This window comes from Muricoccus roseus (assembly GCF_900141905.1).
In the GTDB taxonomy this organism is placed as follows: Bacteria; Pseudomonadota; Alphaproteobacteria; order Acetobacterales; family Acetobacteraceae; genus Roseomonas; species Roseomonas rosea.
The window spans coordinates 76952-94876 of sequence record NZ_FQZF01000021.1 but is presented as its reverse complement, the minus strand read 5'-3'; the positions used below and the strand labels follow the sequence as shown (position 1 = coordinate 94876).

Here is a 17925-nt window from a genome sequence, read left to right as displayed (position 1 = left end):
AGCTCAAGGCCAGGAAGCGCCCCGAGGCGGCCGCCCACCGGCGCATGTACCGCCCCTGGGGCCACTATGAGGGGCTGATCCAGGGCGACCGCTTCCAGGTGAAGAAGATCCTTGTCCGCCCGGGCGAGAAGCTCTCCCTCCAGAAGCACTACCACCGCGCCGAACACTGGGTGGTGGTCAACGGCACCGCCATCGTCGAGCGCGACGCCGAGCGCATCCTCCTGCGCGAGAACGAGTCCGTCTACCTGCCGCTGGGCTGCGTCCACCGCCTGGAAAACCCCGGCATGATCCCGCTGACCCTCATCGAGGTCCAGTCCGGCGCCTATCTCGGCGAAGACGACATCGTCCGCTTCGAGGATACATACGGGCGCGCGTGAGGGATGAAGGCCGGGGGGAATACCGCCCCCCGGCCTTTTCGGCTTCATTACGGGGATCATGGACGCCCCCGCCCGCACCATCCCGCAAAGCCCCCGCGCCGAGGCCACGCGCCAGCGCATCCTGGATGCCGCCCTGACGGAGTTCGCCACCCACGGCCTGGCCGGCGCGCGGGTGGACGAGATCGCCGCGCGGGCCGGCGCCAACAAGCGGATGCTCTACGCCTATTTCGGCAACAAGGAGGATCTGTGGGTGGCGGTGCTGGAGGCCGCCTATGCCCATAAGCGCGCGGAGGAGCGGGCCCTGCGGGTGGATGACCTGGCGCCCGCCGAGGCCATGGCCCGGCTGGTCCGGTTCAACCTCCGCTACACCGCCCGCCATCCCGAATTCGTGGCGCTGCTGAACCAGGAAAACCTCCACCGCGCCGCCTATCTGGCGCGCAGCGAGCAGGTGCCGGCGCTTTATTCCCCCCTGCTGGACACCCTCAGCGAGGTTCTGCGGCGCGGCGCCGCCGAAGGCGTGTTCCGCCAGGGCGTGGACCCCATGCAGGCCTACATCACCATCGTCGCCCTCGGCCATTTCTACGTCTCGAACACCCATACCCTCTCCGCGATCTTCGGGGCCGGGCTGGACAGCGAGGCGGCGATCGAGGCGCGGGAGGCGCATTCGGTGGAGGTGGTGCTGGGCTGGCTTCGCCCTTGACTCCACCCCTCCCGGGGCGCTTAGGTAACCGCGTGGTTACCCAATCGACGTCCGGGGAGGATCGCGCGAATGGCGCAGCGGCGTATCGGCCTGATCATGCATGGCGTGACGGGCCGCATGGGAATGAACCAGCACCTCATCCGCTCCATCGCGGCCATCCGGAAGGAAGGCGGCGTGCTGCTGGCCAATGGCGACCGGATCATGCCGGACCCGGTCATCGTCGGCCGCAACAAGGAGAAGCTGGAGGCGCTGGCCAAGGCGCATGGCATCGACCGGGTGAGCACGGACCTGGATGCCTGCCTGGCCAATCCGGACGACACGATCTTCTTCGATGCCGCCACCACCCAGATGCGGGCCGAACTGATCCGGAAGGCGATCGGCGCCGGCAAGCACATCTATTGCGAGAAGCCGACCGCCGAGAACCTGGAGGACGCGCTGGAGCTGGTGCGCGTGGCCAAGGCGGGCGGCATCAAGCACGGCGTGGTGCAGGACAAGCTGTTCCTGCCCGGCCTGCGCAAGATGAAGATGGTGATCGACAGCGGCTTCCTCGGCCGCATCCTCTCCGTGCGCGGTGAGTTCGGCTACTGGGTCTTCGAGGGCGACCTGCAGCCGACCCAGCGCCCGAGCTGGAACTACAAGAAGAACGAGGGCGGCGGCATCATCCTCGATATGCTCTGCCACTGGCGCTACGTGCTGGACAACACCTTCGGCGAGACGAAGTCGGTCTCCTGCCTCGGCGCCACGCACATCCCGGTGCGCTATGACGAGCAGAACAAGCCCTACAACGCGGACACGGATGACGCGGCCTACGCCACCTTCGAGCTGGAGGGTGGCATCGTTGCGCAGATCAACTCCTCCTGGACCACGCGCGTGCGGCGCGACGACCTCGTGACCTTCCATGTGGACGGCACGCATGGTTCCGCGGTGTGCGGCCTGACGGATTGCTGGACGCAGGCGCGCGTCAGCACGCCCAAGCCGGTGTGGAACCCGGATGTGCCGCAGACTATCAACTTCTTCGAGGGCTGGCAGAAGGTGCCGGACACCCAGCCCTACCCGAACGGCTTCCGCGTGCAGTGGGAGGAGTTCCTGAAATACGTGGCCGGCGAGCGTGCGGACTATCCCTGGGACCTGATGGCGGGTGCCAAGGGCGTGCAGCTGGCCGAGGCCGGGCTGAAGTCCTGGGCGGAGCGCCGCTGGATCGACCTGCCGAAGCTGGAGGCCTGAGATGGCCACCCTCACCCTGCCCACCGCATCCGGCGCATTGGAGAGCTACACCACCGGCGCGCCAGGCCAGTTCGCAGTCGCGAAGCCGCCCTATCCGCGCATCGCCTATGCCGCCGCGCATGTCGTGGCCGATCCGCTGGCCGAGCAGGATCCCTGGCTGGACGCCAAGGTGGACTGGGACCGCACCATCGCCTTCCGCCGCCACCTCTGGTCGCTCGGCCTGGGCGTGGCGGAGGCGATGGACACGGCCCAGCGTGGCATGGGGCTGGACTGGAACGGGGCGCAGGAGCTCATCCGGCGATCCCTGGATGCCGCGAAGGACTTCCCGAACGCCTTCATGGCCAGCGGCGCGGGCACGGATCACCTGATGCCCGGCCCGGATGTCACGGTGGACGACGTCATCCGCGCCTATGAGGAGCAGTGCGAGGCGGTGGAGGGAATGGGCGGCCGCATCATCCTCATGGCCTCCCGCGCGCTGGCGAAGGCGGCGAAGTCGCCGGAGGATTATGTGCGCGTCTATGACCGCGTGCTCTCCGGCGTGAAGGAGCCGGTGATCATTCACTGGCTCGGGGAGATGTTCGACCCGGCGCTGGAGGGCTACTGGGGCCACCACGACCACATGAAGGCGATGGAGGTGGCGCTGGAGGTCATCGCCAGCCATGCCGACAAGGTCGATGGCGTGAAGATCTCCCTCCTGGACGACCAGAAGGAGATTTCCATGCGGCGCCGCCTGCCGAAGGGCGTGCGCATGTATACGGGCGACGACTTCAACTATGCCGAGCTGATCGCGGGCGATGCCGAGGGGCATTCGGACGCGCTGCTGGGCATCTTCGATCCCATTGCGCCGGCGGTGGGCGGGGCGCTGGCCGCGCTGTCGCGCAACGATCTCTCCACCTTCCACGAGATACTGGCGCCGACGGTCCCGCTGTCCCGCCACATCTTCAAGGCACCCACGCGGTTCTACAAGACCGGCGTGGTGTTCATGGCCTGGCTGAACGGCCACCAGGACCATTTCGTGATGGTCGGCGGGCAGCAGTCCACCCGCTCCATCCAGCACTTCTCCGAGTTGTTCCGGCTGGCCGACAGGGCCGGGCTCCTCTCCGACCTGGATCGGGCCGTGACGCGCATGAGGTCGCTCCTCGCGCTGCACGGGGTGGCATGATGGGCGCCGCCCCTTCCGGCAAGCCGGGTCCTCTCAGCCTCAACACCGTCACGGTGAAGGAGCGCTGGGGCCTCGCGGAATGCATCGAGGGCTGCGCGCGGCACGGCATCCCCGGCATCTCGCCCTGGCGTGACGTGCTGCAGGCCATGGGGGTGGAGCAGGCGGCGCGTGCCATCCGCGATGCGGGGCTCTCCGTCTCCGGCCTCTGCCGCGGCGGCATGTTCCCGGCGGCCGATGCCGCGGGCCGCGCCGCCGCCATTGAGGACAACCGCCGCGCCATTGCGGAGGCCCATGCGATCGGCGCCGCCTGCCTCGTCATGGTCTGCGGCGGGCTGCCGGCGGGATCGAAGGACCTGGAAGAGGCCCGCGCGATGGTGCGGGACGGGCTGCACGCCATCATGGCGGATGCGCGCGCGGCGGGCGTGACCATCGCGCTGGAACCGCTGCACCCCATGACCTGCGCGGACCGCAGCGTGCTCTCGACACTGGGGCAGGCGCTCGATCTCTGCGATGATCTCGGCGAGGGGAGCGGCGTCGCCCTCGATGTCTACCACGTCTGGTGGGACCCCGCCCTGCGTGCGCAGATCGCGCGGGCGGGCGGGCGCATCGCGGCCTTCCATGTCTGCGACTGGCTGGTGCCCACCACCGACACGGTCTTCGACCGCGGCCTGCCGGGCGAGGGGGTGATCGACATCCCCGGCATCCGTGCCCTGGTCGAGGCGCAGGGCTATCGCGGCCATACCGAGGTGGAAATCCTCTCCCGCCGCTGGTGGGCCGCCGATCCGGACGAGGTGCTGCAGGAAATCCGGCGGAGGCACCCCACGGCCTGCTAGCGTCACGAAAGAAGAACACGGAGGGAAACCAAGACATGAAGATCAGCCGGCGTATCATCCTCGGCGGTGCCGCGGCCCTGGCCACGGGGCCTGCCTTCGCACAGGGCTGGGCGCCCACGCGCCCCATCCGCTTCGTCGTTCCCTTCGCGGCCGGAGGCGCCACGGATGTCGTGGCGCGCGTGCTGGCCGAGCGGATGGGCGAGCGTCTCGGCCAGCCCATCGTAGTGGAGAACCGCGCGGGCTCCGGCGGCAATATCGGCGTGGAGAATGTCGTGCGCGCCCCGGCCGATGGCACGGTGATCCTGATGGGCACCACGGGCACGCTGACCATCAACCAGCACCTCTACGGCAATATGGGCTTCGACCCCGCCAAGGACCTGGCCTCGGTGGGCATGGCCTTTGCGACCGATCACGTGCTGATCGTGAACGACAAGGTGCCCGCGCAGACCGCGCAGGAGTTCCTGGCCTGGCTGCGCGCGAATCCGGGCAAGGCAAGCTTCGGCTCCGCCGGCTCCGGCTCCTCCACCCATATGGTCGCGGAGCTGTTCCGGGCCGCGGCCAAGGTGGAGGTGACGCATGTGCCGTATCGCGGCAGCGCGCCGGCGCTGAACGACACGGTGGCGGGCAACGTCCAGTTCATGCTCGACCAGCTTCCCTCGGCCATCGGCATGATCCAGGGCGGCAAGGTGCGGGCACTTGCCACCACCGGCCCGCGCCGCACCTCGCAACTGCCGGATGTGCCGACGATGAAGGAGATCGGCCTGCCGGATGCCGAAGCCACCTCCTGGGGCGCGGTGATGGTGCCGACCGGCACGCCGGCCTCCGTCATCGCGCGCCTCAACGCCGTGCTGCGCGAGGCGCTGGCGGATCCGAAGATCCAGGAACGGCTGGTGGCCGCCGGCGCCGATGCCGTCTCCTCCACGCCGGAGGAGCTGCAACGCAAGATCGCCCAGGAGGTGCAGACCTGGGGGCGCGTGGTGCAGGAGGCGAGGATCACGGTGAATTAGCGGGGGTTTGGTTCGGGGCTGACGGTTTGTCCCGGGGAGAGGAAGAAGGAATTCTTCCTCTCCCCGGACCCCTCACCATCATCTTTTTCTTCGAGTTTGGGATCACTTGGCTGACGGTGCGCCTGAGGTCCAGGACCTCAGGCGACTGCAAAGCCAGGAAGGGCACCCGCCCGCCAGAAACCCCGCCGATCAACGGTATCCACGGCAGTCAGACGGGGTTCCAAGGGCCTCAGGCCCTTGGCGGGTGGAGGGGGGGGCCCTCCGCGGCGAAAGACCCAGCCGCCCCTAACGAGCGAACCCCCCTGCACCGCGTCGGACGGCATCCTCCCGCCCGGCGCGGGTCACCTCCCAGAGCGGGTTGTCCACGGCCAGCCGTTGTCCGCCGTCGCGCTGCACGGGCCGGATCACCGCCGTGCCGTCGCCGCGCGAATCCGTGCCGAAGAGGTTGAGCGGCACGCGCACATAGATGCCCTTGTCGAAGGATCCCTCGCCGAAGCGGGAGAAGGGCACGTTGGTGAAGGTGGCGAAGCCGCCCACCTCGATGCCGCTGTCGAAGCGCCGCCCGATTTCCACCGTGCCGCCCCAGTCGCCGGCCAGGTACCGCCCGGCGCGCAGGATGCCGTAGAGGTTCCAGACGGGCAGGTCGGCGTAGAGCGAGACATGGCCGGTGGCCACGCCGTAGTTGCGGAAGCCGAAGAGCCCGTCCGTCGCGCGCTGCTGCACCAGGTTCAGGTCCAGCCCGACCGCGAAGCCTCGGTCCCGGGGGCGCCACAGCACCTCGGAGGAGATGCCGCCGAACATGGGTTCCAGCAGCCCGGCGGTGGCGCGGGCGAAGACGTCGGGCGCCAGGTTCCACACCCGCTCCCCGTACAGGCCGGGGATCGAGGTCTTCCCGTCCCGCGCATAGAGGGCGTAGTCGCTGCGCACGCGCGGCAGCGTGCTGTCGGATGGAAGGCCGCGGTCCAGGTTGCCGAACACGGCCTGCTGCACGGAGCCTGCGAGGCTGAAGCCGTGCCCGAACTCCACCCGCGCCCCGGCGGCCGCGGCGCCTTGGTAGCGCAGGGTGCGGGAGGGGTCGCCGAGCTGGAGGTTCAGCTTCGGCTCCAGAACCCAGTCCCAGCTCGGGCCCGGTTCGGTGAAGGACCCGGGCGGGATCGTGCCGGTGGCGGGCAGCAGGGTCGTGGCGCCCCAGGCCTCCTCCACGCTTCCGCCCCAGGGGGAGGCGGCCGCCTCGACCGCCTGGCGCGGCACCATCAGCGCGCCGGTTTCCGCCCCGGCCTGCCACCAGGAAAGCCGGATGGCCTCCACCTCCGGCGGCAGGATGCCGTTCACCGCCCGCAGCACGCGCGAGGCGACCTGGGGCATGCTGCGGAAGGAACCCTCCGAGACGGCGATGCGCGCCTCCACCCCACGCTCCTCATAGGCGAGGGGGCGGAACCCCGCTTCCCGCAGGGCGGCGAAGGCGGCGCGGGCGCGGTCATCGGCCGGCGTATCCGTCGCGCGGCGGGCCGGCATGGGCGGCACGGGGCGGAGCGGCGTGGCGGCAGGGGGCTGCGCCGGGTCCATCCGTAGCGAGAGCCGCACCAGCAGATCCGTGCCGTGCACGAAGCCGATCGCGGCATCCACATGCTCGCCCGTCCATTGCAGGCCGAGATTCACCGGGCTGCCGGCCGCGCCCCGCAGGGGGCCACGACGCACGGGATAGCCGCCGCGCTCGTCGCGCAGCGCGTCGCCGGACCATTCGACCTTGGCGCGCAGCCCGTCCAGCTCGCCCCAGGGCGTGCCGAAGCGGGGCAGGCTGTATTCGGCCCCGCCGAAGACCGAGACGTCCTCGCCCCGGAAGAAGTCCAGGCGCAGCGTGCCGCCGCGGCCCACATCGCGCGGGCGGGTGCGGAAGCCCTCGGCCAGTTCCGTGAGCGGGTTGGCGAAGTCGCCCCGCGTGCCGAGGCGCCCGAAGCCCAGGCCGAGCGAGACATCCACCGGGCCCCATCGGCGCGAGGCGACCAGGTATTCGCCGGCATAGATGCCGGTGCCGATCACGTCCTGCAGCCCTATGGCCAGGGCCGGGTTCCAGGGGCCTTCCTCCAGCAGGCGCAGCTTCACGTCGAAGGCGCGGTCTGTGGTGCTGCCCCGGCCGGTGGTGGCGTTCAGGCGCTCGGTGAGGCGGAAGGTGGTTTCCAGGAAGGGCAGGGGCTGGAAGTTGACGAACCAGAAGCGCCGCTGCCGGCGCCAGGTGCCGCCGGCCTCCAGCGTGCCGTCCTCGCGGAACCGGGCATTGCGGGTTTCCATCAGCCCCATGCCGCCGAAATCGCCGCCGGAGGCGGGCACCTCCTCTGCCCGGGCCGGGGTGAGGAGCATCAGCAGGAGGGCGAGCCAGGCGGCGCGCGTCATGGCTGATAGAACGATGCTCTCGAAATCGTGAGCTATTGGACATGCGTGGGCCGGGAAGGCAAGGCAAAACCGCGGCCCCACCCTGTCGCGGCAAGGGGCCGGGATGGACACCCGCCGGGCCGCCTCGCAGGATCGCGGGCATGACCTTCTCCCTCCTCGGCCGCTGCGCGCGCACGGGCCAGATCGGCGCGGCCGGCGCCACCTCCGATATCGGCGTGGGGGCGCGGATTCAGCACATCGCGGCCGGGGTGGGCGCGGTGCTCACCCAGCACCGGACGGATCCGCGCCTCGGGCCGCGCGGGGTGGCGCTGCTGCGCAGCGGCTGCCCGGCGGCGGAGACGGTGGCGGCCCTCGTCGCCTCCACCCCGCATCAGGCTTGGCGCCAGCTCGCCGCGCTCGATGCCGAGGGGCGCACCGCCCATCACCACGGCGCCCAGGTGAAGCCCGAGCGCGGCGACGCCCATGGCCGGGACTGTGTCGCGATCGGCAACATCCTCTCCAGCTCCGCCGTGCCCGCCGCCATGGTCCGCGCCTTCGAGGCCGACCCGGACGCCCCGCTGGGGGACCGGCTGCTGGCGGCGCTCGGGGCTGGGGAGGCGGCCGGCGGGGAGCACGGGCCGGTCATCTCCGCCGTGCTGGAAATCCATGGTGACCAGGATTTCGCCCTGGCCGACCTGCGCGTGGACCGCGCCGCCGACCCCATCGCCGAGCTGGCGGGGCTGTGGCGCGACTACGCGCCGAAGATCGACGAGTTCATCCTGCGCGCCACCGATCCGGACCGGGCGCTGGGCGGGGCCTCGGGCTCCGTCGTCCCGACCGGGCCCGCGGCATGAGGCGGCGCGGCGCCGCGGGCTGAGGGCCAGGAGAGGAAGGCATGATCGAGCATGAGCCTATCGCCGGCGCCATCACGGATGTGCGGGGCATCAAGGTCGGGCATTTCACCGAGACGCGGCGGCCCACCGGCTGCACCGTGATCCTGACGGAGGAGGGGGCGACCGCCGGGGTGGATGTCCGCGGCGCCGCGCCCGGCACGCGGGAGACCGACCTTCTGAACCCGGCGAATCTGGTGGAGAAGGTGCATGCCGTCCTTCTCTCCGGCGGCTCCGCCTTCGGGCTGGAGGCGGCGACCGGGGTGGTGCGCTGGCTGGAGGAAAGAGGCATCGGCCTTCCCGCCGGCCCCGCGCGGGTGCCGATCGTGCCGGCGGCGGTGCTGTTCGACCTGGCGGTGGGCGACCACCGCATCCGCCCGGATGCCGCGGCGGGCTACGCGGCCTGCGAGGCGGCCACGGGGGCGCCGCCGGCCATGGGCAGCGTCGGCGCGGGCACCGGCGCCACGGTGGGCAAGCTGTTCGGCATGGACCGCGCGATGAAGGGCGGGATCGGCACGGCGTCCCTGCGCCTGGGCGGGATCACTCTCGGCGCGATCGTGGCGGTGAATGCGGTGGGCGACGTGATCGACCCCGCGACAGGCCAGCCGCTGGCCGGCGTGCGGGATGCGGAGGGACGCCTTTCCGGCACCACCGCGGGGATCCGGCGCGGGGAGCTCGCGCCCCGTCCCCTGGCCGGGACGGCGACGACGATCGGCGTGGTGGCGACGGATGCGGTGCTGACCAAGGCCCAGTGCCAGCGCCTGGCGGGCGCGGGCCATGACGGGCTGGCCCGCAGCATCGACCCGATCCACACGATGTTCGATGGCGACACGGTTTTCGCGCTGGCCACGAGCAGGAGCGGGCAGGCGGGGGACATGATGGCGCTCGGCGCCCTGGTGCCGCATGTGATGGCTGCGGCGGTGCTGCGCGCCGTGCAGGCGGCCCGGTCCGTGGGGCCGAGCCCGCCAGGCTTGTCCGAGCTGGGGTGAGCACCGCCCACCCCAGGCCGTTCGAACGATCTCAGCGCGACTTCTTGTAGAGCTTCGTCGCGATCTCGAACATTTCCTCCGGCGCATAATCGGGCGTGAAGGCGGAGGGAACGCCGACGAGCTGGTGGATCTTCCCGCCCTCGGGCATGCCGTCCACCACCGTCAGCTCGCCCGGCGGATCGGTCGGCAGCGCCTGTTCGCCATTGCCCCAGATGCCGGCGATTTCCTTGTAGTCGGCCGGGCTCCAGGTATAGAGCCGGCGGTGCGAGCCCTCATCCAGGTACTTCTGGCATTCCGGGATCTTGTCCAGCGGGATGTTCGGCACGGGCAGGAACTTCTCCAGCGCCACGCCCGTGATCTGCTTCAGCGCCAGCGCATAGGAATGCGCGTGGACCGAGCCACGGACGAGGAGATAGCCGCAGACCTCGCGCCCCGTCGGGTCCGACAGGGTCTCGTAGACCCGCAGCTTGTGCAGCCGCGCGCCGCATTCCAGGTGGAAGTTGTGCAGCAGGTCGAACACCACATTGCCCGTGGTGGTCACCATGTCCACGTTCCAGGACATGGAGTTGCTGTTCACCGGCAGCGCGCCGCCCGCGCCTGAGGCGAAGCTGGCGAAGGAGCGGATGTCCTTCATCGCCTCGAAGGGCGACTTGGAGATGTCGCCGCCATCCCCTGCATCGGCATCGGGCACGTCCGGGCCGTTGTTCAGCATGGCGACGCCGTTGCTCACCAGTTCGACATGGCCCAACTCCTCCGCCGTGATGCTGGCGACGAGGCTGTAGAAGGGCCGGAGCTTCTCCTTGGAGCGGAAGTTGAAGCTCTGGAACATGTAGTTCCCGAGCGTGGACATCTCGCCATACTTGCCGCCCAGCAGCTCCTGCAGGGCTGCTGCGGCGTTGGGGTCCTGCCTCTTCGGAGGCGGCAGTTCGGCCTGCAGCTTGTCGACGCGCATGAACATGGCTTGTTTTCCCGGGGAGGCGTGCCTGCCTGGAACGAGGCGGCCCCGGGAATGGTTTGAGCCCTGACGGACTCGTGCGAGCGCCCGTCGCCTCCCTCAGCCCGCCACCGAGCCCGGCTCGCAATTCCCGCCGCAGATAAGGACGCCCACCCGCGCGCCGGGAGGCGGCACCCAGGCGCCGGAGAGCAGCGCGGCCAGGGCCGTCGCGCCGCCAGGCTCCGCCACCACGCGGCAGGCGGACCAGAGGCGGCGCTGGGCGTCGCGGATCGCCTCGTCGGTCACCAGGACGGAATCCTGAATGACCGCCTGCGCCACCCCGAACATGAGCGACCCGACGCGCCGCGCGCCAAGGCTGTCCGCCGCCAGCCCGCCCACGGGCGCGTCCACCGGCGCGCCGGCGCGAAGGGCAGAGAAGAGGGTGGGGCAGCCCTCCGGCTCTACCGCGACCACCTTCGTCGTCGTCCCGGCGAACCAGGCGGCCATGCCGCCGATCAGCCCGCCGCCACCCACCGCCACCAGCACATGCGTCAGCCCGGGCGAATCGGCCTCGAACTCGCGCGCCACCGTGCCCTGGCCGGCCAGGACCTCCGCCTGGTCATAGGCATGGACCGAGGCGGCGCCTGTCTCGGCCCGGCGAGTCTCGCTGGCGGCGAAGGCCTCGGCATAGGTCGCGCCTCCCTGCACCACCACCGCACCCGCCTCCCGGATTCGCGCCACCTTGGACGGCGCGGCGATGGCGGGAACATAGATCTCCGCCGGGATGCCGAGCGCGCCGGCGGCATGCGCGACCGCCGCGCCGTGATTGCCCCCGGATGCCGCGATGACGCCGGCGCCGGCCGCGCTGGATTGCAGCAGGGCGTTGAAGGCGCCGCGCGCCTTGAAGGAGCCGCTGACCTGCATCTGCTCCAGCTTCAGCACTACGTCGCAGGGCGCGCCGAGCGCGGCGGCCTGCAGGGTCAGAACGGGTGTGTGCCGCACATAGGGGGCTATGCGGGCAGCGGCGGCGGTGATCTCGGGGCGCGTGGTCATCGCACCGGGATGAGCCAGGTCGGGCGGCCTGTCCACCACCTCCGGCGCTCGCCCATGGGGGCCGAGAGCACGCCGGGGCGGCGAGATTTTCGAGACAGGTTCTCACCCCATGGGCCGTTCCGACACTCCCCGCTTCCGCCCCCGCCTGATTTCTGCCACGTTCCGCCGCCTGTCCGGGGTGTCATCGACCAGCCATGCTGCAACACGGCAGTTGTGCCGAACGGGATGGGGCGGGAGTCCTGCTGCTGGGCCCGCCCGGTGCCGGGAAGTCCGATCTCCTCCTTCGCCTGACGGGCGAGGGATGGCGGCTCGTGGCCGATGACCAGGTGCTGCTGCGCGCCGAGGGCGATGCGCTGCACGCCGCTGCGCCCGATTCCCTGCGCGGCATGATCGAGCTGCGCGGCATTGGCCTGATGGCCGGGCTGGATTCGGTGCCCGGTGCCCCGCTCGCCCTGGCAGTGGATTGCGTCCCGCAGGGGGTGGTGCCCCGCCTGCCCGAGCCCGCGCGATTCGAGGCGCTGGGGCGCGTGCTGCCGCGCATCGCGCTGCATGCCCTGGATGCCTCCGCACCCCGCAAGATCGCGCTGGCGATGGAGGCCCTGGCCGGCCGGATCACCTGCCGCTGCGGCGCGTTGGAGCGGGCATCCTGAGCGCCCCGTTTTCCCATCCGCTCCCGCCGCGCCCGGTGGTGGTGGTCACCGGGCTTTCCGGCGCGGGCAAGTCCTCGGTCCTGCGCGTGCTGGAGGATCTCGGGCACGAGACCGTGGATAACCCGCCGCTCGCGGTGCTGGGCGAGCTGATGGCGGGGCCGGGCGAGGGGCCGCTGGCCATTGGCGTGGACACGCGCACCCGCGGCTTCGACGCCATGGCCCTGCTGGCCGGGCTGGACGCGCTGCGGGCCCGCGGCGCCGCGGCGCCCGAGCTGCTCTTCGTGGATGCGGCGGAGGAGGTGCTGCTGCGCCGCTTCTCGGAAACCCGGCGCCGCCACCCGCTCGCCCCGGCCGGCATGGCGGGGGGCGGGGTGGCCGATGGCATCGCGCGGGAGGAGGAGGCGCTGGCCCCCCTGCGCGAGGCCGCGGATTGGGTGCTCGACACCTCCGGCCTGCCGCTGCCGGACATGCGGCGGATGATCGAGCGGCGCTACGGCCCGGCCGGCCTGGCCGGCATGACGGTGACGGTGCAGTCCTTCGGCTATCCGCGCGGCCTGCCGCGCGAGGCCGACCTCGTGCTGGACCTGCGCTTCCTGCGGAACCCGCATTACGACCCGGTCCTGCGCCCGATGACCGGGCGCGACGCCGCCGTGGCGGACTATATCGAGGGGGATCCGGAGTGGGGCCCATTCTGGGCACGCATGACGGCGCTGCTGGACCCGCTCTTGCCGGCCTATGAGGCGGGCGGCAAGAAGTACCTCACCCTGGCGCTCGGCTGCACGGGCGGGAAGCACCGCTCGGTTTTCGCGGCCGAACGCCTGGCACGGCATTTCGCCCGGGCCGGCTGGCCCGTGGACCTGTCCCACCGGGAGCTGGGCCTGCGCGAGGCCTTTCACGGCGCCCGACTCCAAGCGGCCCCCGCCGCACCCCATATCGATCCCCAGAGCATGACCGAAACAACCCCGGCTGCGCCGCGCACGGCCCAGATCAACCCCCTCGACAACAAGCTGGCCCAGCCCTGCCCCGCGCGGGCGGCCATTCCGGACCCCCGATGATCGGATTCGTCATCGTCACCCATGGCCGCCTGGCCGAGGAACTCCGCCTCGCCATGGAGCATGTCATGGGCCCCCAGAAGCATGTCTCGACGATCTGCATCGGCCCGGAGGACGATCTCGAGGGCCGGCGCGGCGATATCCGCACGGCGGTCGCTCAGGTGGACCAGGGAGACGGGGTCGTGGTGCTGACCGACATGTTCGGCGGCACCCCTTCCAACCTTGCCGCCTCCATCAAGACCTGCGCGCCGGAGAACTGCTGCGGCCGCCAGGTGGAGGTCATCGCGGGGGTGAACCTGCCGCTGCTGGTCAAGCTCGCGCGTTTGCGCGGGACGGAGCCGCTGGCCGAGGCTGTCAGCCATGCGGTGAACGCGGGACGGAAATACATGGCTACCGCAGGCGAGTTGCGCGGCGATGGCGGGGCCAATGGGGGAGCGAAGCGATGAGCGACAACACCGTGCAGGCGGCTGTGTCCCAAAAGCTGGCCGAGAAGCCGGAAGGTGCCCCCATGCCGCTGCGAAGGAGCATCCTGATCCGCAACCAGCGCGGGCTGCATGCGCGCGCGGCGGCGAAGCTGGTGACCCTGGCAGAGAAGCACTGCTCCGCCCTCAGCGTCACGCATGACGGGCAGACCGTGCCGGCCTGCTCCATCATGGGGCTGATGATGCTGGGCGCCGGCAAGGGCTCCACCATCGTCATCGAGGCCGAGGGCTGGGATGCCCGCGAGGCCCTGGACGAGGTGGCGGCGCTAGTTGAGGCTGGATTCCACGAGGATTGAGGCGGCGCGCCAAGGGGGCCTGACTCCGTGATCCAGGCAGACAACCGCCCCGGATCCCAGAGCTGAGTGCCCGGGCAGAGGACGGCAGGAGCGGATTGATGAAGACGGAGGCGCCCGGCCCATCCCGCGCCGCGGACGGCAAGACTGCCGAGCCGCGCAAGGCGGGGCGCCGTGTGCGCGAGCTGACGATCAAGGGGATCCCGATCTCCCCTGGCGTCGCCATCGGTCCGATCTACGACACGGATGCGGCCCCCGCCGCCGCGCCCCGCCGCAGCATCGGCCCGGCGAAGGTGGAGGAGGAGCGCGCCCGCCTGACCGAGGCGGTCTCCGCCTCCCGCAAGCAGGTGAGCAAGCTCAAGGCCCGCCTCGCGATCCTGCCCGAGGAGGCGCAGGAGGAGCTGGAGCCGCTGCTGGATGCCTATGCGATGATGCTTGGCGAGAGCCGGCTCATCCGCGGCGCCCGCAAGCGAATCGAGGCCGAGCTGCTCTCCGCCGAGACGGCGGTGGAGGACGAGGCGGACGCGATCGGCAACGCCATCCTGGCCGCCAAGGACGACGACAAGGCCGGGCTCCGCCGCCGCGCGGGCGAGGTGCATGAGATCGCCCGGCGCCTGACGCGCAACCTCACCCAATCCGGCTTCCGCTCCTTCAAGGACGTGCCCGAGGGCTCGATCCTCGTCGCCGAGGAGCTGACGCCGGCCGATGCCGCGCTGCTCGATCCCTCCCGCATCGCGGGCGTGGCGACGGAGGAGGGCGGGGCGGATGGCCATACCGCCATCATGCTGAGAGCACTGGGCATCCCCAGCGTGCTCGGCCTTCCCGGCCTGACCAACGCCTTCTCCCGCGGCGACGTGGCGGTGCTGGATGGCGGGGCGGGCACCATCGTGCTGCGCCCGGGCAAGGAGGCACTGGCCACGGGGCGCGAGTCGATCGCGGCCTATGCGAAGGAGCGCACCCGCCTCGGCAAGCTGCGGCGCCTGCCCTCGGTCACGACCGATGGCGAGGAGATGGAGCTCCAGGCCAACCTGGAGATCCCGGCGGAGCTGCCGCTGATCGCCCAGGCCGGCGCCCAGGGAATCGGCCTGCTGCGGACCGAGTTCCTCTTCATGAACCGCCAGGGCCTGCCGGATGAGGAGGCCCATTACGAGGCCTATCGCCAGATCGTGGAGGGCACGGACGGCGCCGGCGTTACCATCCGCGTGCTCGACTGGGGCGGCGAGAAGGACATGGAGGCGCTGGCGGAGGGGGTGGAACCCTTCCATGCCGGCCCCAACCCCGCGCTGGGCCTGCGCGGCATCCGCATGCTGCTGCGCCGGCCCGAGCTGCTGGAGGTGCAGTTCGCCGCCATCCTGCGCGTGGCCTCCCTCGGCCCGGTGCGCATCCTGCTGCCCATGGTGACCATCCCCGAGGAGGTGCGGGAGGCGCGCGAGGTCTATGAGCGCGTGGTCAAGCGCGTGCGCCGCCGCGGCGTGACCCTGCCGGAGAAGCTCCCCCCTCTGGGCGTGATGATCGAGACGCCGGGGGCCGCCCTGGCCGCCGATGCCATCGCGCTGGAGGCCGACTTCTTCGCGATCGGCACCAATGACCTGGCCATGTACACGCTGGCGGTGGACCGGGCCGAGGTGGAGGTCTCCCACCTCTATGACCCGCTGCACCCCGCCGTGCTCCGCCTGATCCAGTTCGCGACCGAGGCCGCGCTGCGGCTGCGGATGCCGGTTTCCGTCTGCGGCGAGATGGCGGGGAACCCCCGGCTGGTGCCGCTGCTGATGGGACTGGGCCTGCGCAGCCTGTCCATGAATGCCAGCGCCATCCCGCGGGTGAAGCAGATGGTGCGCGCCCTGAACATCGATGACTGCGCCCGCTTCGCCCGGCGGGTGATGGAGCAGAGCGACCCGAAGCGGATCCAGGAGCTGGTGCTCGGCTTCGTGCCGGGCGAAAAGGTCACATAAAGATATCCTGATATCGTTTATCCCCTTGGCCGGCTCGCCCGCTCCGTGATAGGCGACGCCCAATCCCGGAAGGCCAGCCCACCATGCCCGATACCCTCCCCCCGAAGACCGACTACGTCGTCGCCGATCTCTCCCTCGCCCAGTGGGGCCGCAAGGAGATCGAGATGGCCGAGGACGAGATGCCCGGCCTGATGGCGACGCGCCGTGAGTACGGCAACAGCCAGCCGCTGAAGGGCGCCCGCATCGCCGGCTGCCTGCACATGACCATCCAGACCGCCGTGCTGATCGAGACGCTGAAGGCGCTCGGCGCCGATGTGCGCTGGTCGTCCTGCAACATCTTCTCCACCCAGGACCACGCCGCCGCCGCCATCGCGGCCACCGGCACCCCGGTCTTCGCCGTGAAGGGCGAGACGCTGGAGGATTACTGGCACTACGTGCAGCGGACCCTCGAATGGGCCGATGGCGGTGAGCCGAACCTTCTGCTGGACGATGGCGGCGACATGACGCTGCTGGTGCATTACGGCCTGCGCGCCGAGCAGGGCGACACGAAGTTCCTCGACGGCGCGACCAATGAGGAGGAGACCGTGTTCTTCGCCCTCATCAAGAAGCTGCTGACCGAGAAGCCCGGCTGGTTCGCGAAGCTCGCCGCCTCGCTCAAGGGCGTGTCGGAGGAGACCACGACGGGCGTGCACCGCCTGTACTCCATGGCGAAGGAGGGCAAGCTGCTCTTCCCCGCCATCAACGTGAACGACAGCGTCACCAAGTCGAAGTTCGACAACCTCTACGGCTGCCGCGAGTCCCTGGTGGACGCGATCCGCCGCGGCACGGACCTGATGATGGCCGGCAAGGTCGCCTGCGTCGCCGGCTTCGGCGATGTCGGCAAGGGCTCCGCCGCCTCGCTCCGCAACGCGGGCTGCCGCGTGATGGTGACGGAAGTCGACCCGATCTGCGCGCTGCAGGCGGCGATGGAGGGCTACGAGGTGGTGACGATGGAGGATGCCGCGCCGCAGGCCGACATCTTCGTCACCGCCACGGGCAACGTGGACATCATCACCATCGACCACATGCGCGCGATGAAGAACCGCGCCGTGGTCTGCAACATCGGGCACTTCGACAGCGAGATCCAGGTCTCGGCCCTGCGCAACCTGCAGTGGACGAACATCAAGCCGCAGGTGGACGAGATCCGCTTCCCCGACGGCAAGAAGATCACGCTGCTCTCCGAAGGCCGGCTGGTGAACCTGGGCAACGCCACGGGCCACCCCTCCTTCGTGATGTCGGCGTCCTTCACCAACCAGACGCTGGCGCAGATCGAGCTGTGGACCAACGGCGCGGCCTACGGGAAGCAGGTCTACACCCTGCCCAAGCACCTCGATGAGAAGGTGGCCTTCCTGCACCTGGAGAAGGTGGGCGCGAAGCTGACGAAGCTCACGAAGCAGCAGGCCGACTATATCGGCGTGACCCAGGCCGGTCCGTTCAAGGCCGAGATGTACCGCTACTGATCCTGTCCTGCGGGGTTTCTGGAGGGCTCCGCCCTCCACCCGCCCAGGGCCTGAGGCCCTTGGAACCCCGTTTGACTGCCGTGGATACCCTGATCGAAGGGGTCTCTGGTTGAGGGGTGCTGATCCTGCGTTTGCAGTCGCCTGAGGTCCTAGACCTCAGGCGCACCGCCAGCCGAGTGAATCCAACTCGAAGAAAAAGATGATGGGTCGAAGGCACTGCCTTCGACGGGTCCGGGGAGAGGAAGAATTCCGTCTTCCTCTCCCCGGGACAAACCACCACCTCAGAACCAGAACCCCCTCGCAAAGAGGGCGGAAGGGCGGCCTCCGGGCCGCCCTTCGTCATTTTGGCCACAACTGTGTCGCCAAAACCAAGCCTTTGCCGTGTAGTCTTTCCCCGCTGCATCAACTCTTGCTCGGGAAGACCATGCCGCGCGCACCCGCCGACCGATCAGCGAGCG

At 70.4% G+C, this 17925-nt stretch carries 17 protein-coding genes; 14 read left to right on the top strand and 3 right to left on the bottom strand.

The annotated features are described in order from the left end of the window. From BUB97_RS17240 to BUB97_RS17215, 6 genes are all read left to right on the top strand, one after another. A partial coding sequence (locus BUB97_RS17240; RefSeq protein ID WP_139281371.1) for a cupin domain-containing protein occupies nucleotides 1-377 on the top strand: 377 nt, incomplete at its 5' end. Nucleotides 378-435: 58 nt separating this feature from the next. Next, on the top strand, nucleotides 436-1077 hold the full coding sequence (locus BUB97_RS17235) for a TetR family transcriptional regulator (RefSeq protein ID WP_073136988.1): 642 nt from the start codon (nucleotides 436-438) through the stop codon (nucleotides 1075-1077). Nucleotides 1078-1146: 69 nt separating this feature from the next. Beyond that, on the top strand, nucleotides 1147-2301 hold the full coding sequence (locus BUB97_RS17230; protein ID WP_073136986.1) for a Gfo/Idh/MocA family protein: 1155 nt from the start codon (nucleotides 1147-1149) through the stop codon (nucleotides 2299-2301). A 1-nt stretch (nucleotide 2302) separates the two neighbouring features. Continuing rightward, nucleotides 2303-3463: a dihydrodipicolinate synthase family protein gene (locus tag BUB97_RS17225; protein ID WP_073136984.1), complete on the top strand. Its 1161-nt coding sequence runs from the start codon at nucleotides 2303-2305 to the stop codon at nucleotides 3461-3463. Continuing rightward, the gene (locus BUB97_RS17220) at nucleotides 3460-4296 is read left to right on the top strand and encodes a sugar phosphate isomerase/epimerase family protein (RefSeq protein WP_245818343.1); all 837 of its coding nucleotides are present in this window, start codon (nucleotides 3460-3462) and stop codon (nucleotides 4294-4296) included. Before BUB97_RS17225 ends, BUB97_RS17220 begins: the two co-directional genes overlap by 4 nt. 35 nt (nucleotides 4297-4331) lie before the next feature. Then, nucleotides 4332-5303, top strand: a complete 972-nt coding sequence (locus BUB97_RS17215) for a Bug family tripartite tricarboxylate transporter substrate binding protein (protein WP_073136980.1) — start codon at nucleotides 4332-4334, stop codon at nucleotides 5301-5303. A 285-nt stretch (nucleotides 5304-5588) separates the two neighbouring features. On the opposite strand, the gene BUB97_RS17210 is transcribed toward BUB97_RS17215, so the two are convergent. Continuing rightward, a complete protein-coding gene (locus BUB97_RS17210) occupies nucleotides 5589-7694 on the bottom strand; it encodes a YjbH domain-containing protein (RefSeq protein ID WP_073136978.1) in 2106 nt (701 codons plus the stop codon). A gap of 140 nt (nucleotides 7695-7834) precedes the next feature. Here BUB97_RS17210 and BUB97_RS17205 point away from each other — a divergent pair, with 140 nt between their 5' ends. Both BUB97_RS17205 and BUB97_RS17200 read left to right on the top strand, forming a co-directional pair. Further along, on the top strand, nucleotides 7835-8527 hold the full coding sequence (locus BUB97_RS17205) for a DUF1028 domain-containing protein (protein ID WP_073136976.1): 693 nt from the start codon (nucleotides 7835-7837) through the stop codon (nucleotides 8525-8527). 41 nt (nucleotides 8528-8568) lie between these two features. After that, nucleotides 8569-9552: a P1 family peptidase gene (locus tag BUB97_RS17200; RefSeq protein ID WP_073136974.1), complete on the top strand. Its 984-nt coding sequence runs from the start codon at nucleotides 8569-8571 to the stop codon at nucleotides 9550-9552. Between the two features lie 31 nt (nucleotides 9553-9583). On the opposite strand, the gene BUB97_RS17195 is transcribed toward BUB97_RS17200, so the two are convergent. Then, complete coding sequence (locus BUB97_RS17195) at nucleotides 9584-10510, bottom strand: manganese catalase family protein (RefSeq protein WP_073136972.1); 927 nt, start codon at nucleotides 10508-10510, stop codon at nucleotides 9584-9586. 96 nt (nucleotides 10511-10606) lie between these two features. Beyond that, nucleotides 10607-11575 carry a threonine/serine dehydratase gene (locus tag BUB97_RS17190; RefSeq protein ID WP_245818342.1) on the bottom strand — a complete coding sequence of 323 codons (969 nt, stop codon included), beginning with the start codon at nucleotides 11573-11575 and terminating at the stop codon, nucleotides 10607-10609. A gap of 158 nt (nucleotides 11576-11733) precedes the next feature. Here BUB97_RS17190 and BUB97_RS17185 point away from each other — a divergent pair, with 158 nt between their 5' ends. From BUB97_RS17185 to ahcY, 6 genes are all read left to right on the top strand, one after another. After that, on the top strand, nucleotides 11734-12189 hold the full coding sequence (locus BUB97_RS17185; protein WP_073136968.1) for an HPr kinase/phosphorylase: 456 nt from the start codon (nucleotides 11734-11736) through the stop codon (nucleotides 12187-12189). Between the two features lie 35 nt (nucleotides 12190-12224). Continuing rightward, nucleotides 12225-13244: an RNase adapter RapZ gene (gene rapZ, locus BUB97_RS17180; RefSeq protein ID WP_073136966.1), complete on the top strand. Its 1020-nt coding sequence runs from the start codon at nucleotides 12225-12227 to the stop codon at nucleotides 13242-13244. Further along, a complete protein-coding gene (locus BUB97_RS17175; protein WP_073136964.1) occupies nucleotides 13241-13687 on the top strand; it encodes a PTS sugar transporter subunit IIA in 447 nt (148 codons plus the stop codon). Before rapZ ends, BUB97_RS17175 begins: the two co-directional genes overlap by 4 nt. Before the next feature lie 62 nt (nucleotides 13688-13749). Next, entirely contained in the window at nucleotides 13750-14019 is a 270-nt protein-coding gene (locus tag BUB97_RS17170) for an HPr family phosphocarrier protein (protein WP_408906140.1), read from the top strand. A 98-nt stretch (nucleotides 14020-14117) separates the two neighbouring features. Beyond that, nucleotides 14118-15968 (top strand): phosphoenolpyruvate--protein phosphotransferase, encoded by a 1851-nt coding sequence (gene ptsP / locus BUB97_RS17165; RefSeq protein ID WP_073136960.1) that lies wholly within the window; start codon nucleotides 14118-14120, stop codon nucleotides 15966-15968. Nucleotides 15969-16051: 83 nt separating this feature from the next. Further along, a complete protein-coding gene (gene ahcY / locus BUB97_RS17160; protein WP_073136958.1) occupies nucleotides 16052-17467 on the top strand; it encodes an adenosylhomocysteinase in 1416 nt (471 codons plus the stop codon). Nucleotides 17468-17925 lie beyond the last annotated feature (458 nt).

Bases quoted from the DNA above. Each gene is read 5' to 3' on its own strand.
- BUB97_RS17200 (WP_073136974.1), top strand. From the start codon at position 8,569: ATGATCGAGCATGAGCCTATCGCCGGCGCCATCACGGATGTGCGGGGC.
- BUB97_RS17175 (WP_073136964.1), top strand. From the start codon at position 13,241: ATGATCGGATTCGTCATCGTCACCCATGGCCGCCTGGCCGAGGAACTC.
- BUB97_RS17195 (WP_073136972.1), bottom strand. From the start codon at position 10,510: ATGTTCATGCGCGTCGACAAGCTGCAGGCCGAACTGCCGCCTCCGAAG.
- BUB97_RS17235 (WP_073136988.1), top strand. From the start codon at position 436: ATGGACGCCCCCGCCCGCACCATCCCGCAAAGCCCCCGCGCCGAGGCC.
- BUB97_RS17220 (WP_245818343.1), top strand. From the start codon at position 3,460: ATGATGGGCGCCGCCCCTTCCGGCAAGCCGGGTCCTCTCAGCCTCAAC.
- BUB97_RS17170 (WP_408906140.1), top strand. From the start codon at position 13,750: ATGCCGCTGCGAAGGAGCATCCTGATCCGCAACCAGCGCGGGCTGCAT.
- BUB97_RS17230 (WP_073136986.1), top strand. From the start codon at position 1,147: ATGGCGCAGCGGCGTATCGGCCTGATCATGCATGGCGTGACGGGCCGC.
- BUB97_RS17205 (WP_073136976.1), top strand. From the start codon at position 7,835: ATGACCTTCTCCCTCCTCGGCCGCTGCGCGCGCACGGGCCAGATCGGC.
- ptsP (WP_073136960.1), top strand. From the start codon at position 14,118: ATGAAGACGGAGGCGCCCGGCCCATCCCGCGCCGCGGACGGCAAGACT.
- BUB97_RS17210 (WP_073136978.1), bottom strand. From the start codon at position 7,694: ATGACGCGCGCCGCCTGGCTCGCCCTCCTGCTGATGCTCCTCACCCCG.
- BUB97_RS17225 (WP_073136984.1), top strand. From the start codon at position 2,303: ATGGCCACCCTCACCCTGCCCACCGCATCCGGCGCATTGGAGAGCTAC.
- BUB97_RS17185 (WP_073136968.1), top strand. From the start codon at position 11,734: ATGCTGCAACACGGCAGTTGTGCCGAACGGGATGGGGCGGGAGTCCTG.
- BUB97_RS17215 (WP_073136980.1), top strand. From the start codon at position 4,332: ATGAAGATCAGCCGGCGTATCATCCTCGGCGGTGCCGCGGCCCTGGCC.
- ahcY (WP_073136958.1), top strand. From the start codon at position 16,052: ATGCCCGATACCCTCCCCCCGAAGACCGACTACGTCGTCGCCGATCTC.